At 56.8% G+C, this 3194-nt stretch carries 1 rRNA gene; it reads right to left on the bottom strand.

Features of this window, described 5'->3' with window-relative positions:
* Positions 1 to 22: 22 nt before the first annotated feature.
* A 23S ribosomal RNA gene (locus OO70_RS50085) occupies positions 23 to 3145 on the bottom strand.
* Between the last annotated feature and the right edge of the window lie 49 nt (positions 3146 to 3194).

Here is a 3194-nt window from a genome sequence, read left to right as displayed (position 1 = left end):
AACACAGTGGACGCGAGCAACTGAGGACAAGCCCTCGGCCTATTAGTACCGGTCACCTCCAGCGGTTACCCGCCTTCCAGATCCGGCCTATCAACCCAGTCGTCTACTGGGAGCCTTAACCCATCAAGTGGGTGGGAACACTCATCTCGAAGCAGGCTTCCCGCTTAGATGCTTTCAGCGGTTATCCCTCCCGAACGTAGCCAACCAGCCATGCCCTTGGCAGAACAACTGGCACACCAGAGGTTCGTCCGTCCCGGTCCTCTCGTACTAGGGACAGCCCTTCTCAATGTTCCTGCGCGCGCAGCGGATAGGGACCGAACTGTCTCACGACGTTCTAAACCCAGCTCGCGTACCGCTTTAATGGGCGAACAGCCCAACCCTTGGGACCGACTCCAGCCCCAGGATGCGACGAGCCGACATCGAGGTGCCAAACCATCCCGTCGATATGGACTCTTGGGGAAGATCAGCCTGTTATCCCCGGGGTACCTTTTATCCGTTGAGCGACGGCGCTTCCACAAGCCACCGCCGGATCACTAGTCCCGACTTTCGTCCCTGCTCGACCCGTCGGTCTCACAGTCAAGCTCCCTTGTGCACTTACACTCAACACCTGATTGCCAACCAGGCTGAGGGAACCTTTGGGCGCCTCCGTTACTCTTTAGGAGGCAACCGCCCCAGTTAAACTACCCATCAGACACTGTCCCTGATCCGGATCACGGACCCAGGTTAGACATCCAGCACGACCAGACTGGTATTTCAACGACGACTCCCACCGAACTGGCGTCCGATGCTCAAAGTCTCCCAGCTATCCTACACAAGCCGAACCGAACACCAATATCAAACTGTAGTAAAGGTCCCGGGGTCTTTCCGTCCTGCTGCGCGAAACGAGCATCTTTACTCGTAGTGCAATTTCACCGGGCCTATGGTTGAGACAGTCGAGAAGTCGTTACGCCATTCGTGCAGGTCGGAACTTACCCGACAAGGAATTTCGCTACCTTAGGATGGTTATAGTTACCACCGCCGTTTACTGGCGCTTAAGTTCTCAGCTTCGCCCAACCGAAGTTGGACTAACCGGTCCCCTTAACGTTCCAGCACCGGGCAGGCGTCAGTCCGTATACATCGCCTTACGGCTTCGCACGGACCTGTGTTTTTAGTAAACAGTCGCTTCTCGCTGGTCTCTGCGGCCACCCCCAGCTCAAGGAGCAAGTCCTCTCACCGGTGATGGCCCCCCTTCTCCCGAAGTTACGGGGGCATTTTGCCGAGTTCCTTAACCATAGTTCACCCGAACGCCTCGGTATTCTCTACCTGACCACCTGAGTCGGTTTAGGGTACGGGCCGCCATGAAACTCGCTAGAGGCTTTTCTCGACAGCATAGGATCATCCACTTCACCACAATCGGCTCGGCATCAGGTCTCAGCCTTAATGTGCGACGGATTTGCCTATCGCACGGCCTACACCCTTACCCCGGGACAACCACCGCCCGGGATGGACTACCTTCCTGCGTCACCCCATCACTCACCTACTACAGGTCTGGACCGTCGGCTCCACCACTTTCCATTCCCCGAAGGGTCCGGAACGGCTTCACGGACTTAGCATCGCCTGGTTCAATGTTTGACGCTTCACAGCGGGTACCGGAATATCAACCGGTTATCCATCGACTACGCCTGTCGGCCTCGCCTTAGGTCCCGACTTACCCTGGGCAGATCAGCTTGACCCAGGAACCCTTAGTCAATCGGCGCACACGTTTCTCACGTGTGTATCGCTACTCATGCCTGCATTCTCACTCGTGAACCGTCCACCACTAGCTTCCGCTGCGGCTTCACCCGGCACACGACGCTCCCCTACCCATCCACACAGGCGTTGGCCCTATTGTGTGAATGACACGACTTCGGCGGTACGCTTGAGCCCCGCTACATTGTCGGCGCGGAATCACTAGACCAGTGAGCTATTACGCACTCTTTCAAGGGTGGCTGCTTCTAAGCCAACCTCCTGGTTGTCTCTGCGACTCCACATCCTTTCCCACTTAGCGTACGCTTAGGGGCCTTAGTCGATGCTCTGGGCTGTTTCCCTCTCGACCATGGAGCTTATCCCCCACAGTCTCACTGCCGTGCTCTCACTTACCGGCATTCGGAGTTTGGCTAAGGTCAGTAACCCGGTAGGGCCCATCGCCTATCCAGTGCTCTACCTCCGGCAAGAAACACACGACGCTGCACCTAAATGCATTTCGGGGAGAACCAGCTATCACGGAGTTTGATTGGCCTTTCACCCCTAACCACAGGTCATCCCCCAGGTTTTCAACCCTGGTGGGTTCGGTCCTCCACGAAGTCTTACCTCCGCTTCAACCTGCCCATGGCTAGATCACTCCGCTTCGGGTCTTGAGCGCGCTACTAAACCGCCCTGTTCGGACTCGCTTTCGCTACGGCTTCCCCACACGGGTTAACCTCGCAACACACCGCAAACTCGCAGGCTCATTCTTCAAAAGGCACGCAGTCACGACGCATTGAGTAAACTCAATGCGCGACGCTCCCACGGCTTGTAGGCACACGGTTTCAGGTACTATTTCACTCCGCTCCCGCGGTACTTTTCACCATTCCCTCACGGTACTATCCGCTATCGGTCACCAGGGAATATTTAGGCTTAACGGGTGGTCCCGCCAGATTCACACGGGATTTCTCGGGCCCCGTGCTACTTGGGTGTCTCTCAAACGAGCCGTTGACGTTTCGACTACGGGGGTCTTACCCTCTACGCCGGACCTTTCGCATGTCCTTCGCCTACATCAACGGTTTCTGACTCGTCTCACAGCCGGCAGACTGTGAAAGAGAGATCCCACAACCCCGTATACGCAACCCCTGCCGGGTCTCACACGCATACGGTTTGGCCTCATCCGGTTTCGCTCGCCACTACTCCCGGAATCACGGTTGTTTTCTCTTCCTGCGGGTACTGAGATGTTTCACTTCCCCGCGTTCCCTCCACATACCCTATGTGTTCAGGTATGGGTGACAGCCCATGACGACTGCCGGGTTTCCCCATTCGGAAACCCCCGGATCAAAGCCTGGTTGACGACTCCCCGGGGACTATCGTGGCCTCCCACGTCCTTCATCGGTTCCTGGTGCCAAGGCATCCACCGTGCGCCCTTAAAAACTTGGCCACAGATGCTCGCGTCCACTGTGCAGTTCTCAAACAACGACCAACCACCC

Source organism: Streptomyces xylophagus (genome assembly GCF_000716435.1).
GTDB lineage: Bacteria > Actinomycetota > Actinomycetes > Streptomycetales > Streptomycetaceae > Streptomyces > Streptomyces xylophagus.
Note: the sequence above shows the minus strand (reverse complement) of the source record. Positions and strands in the feature narration are given on the sequence as shown.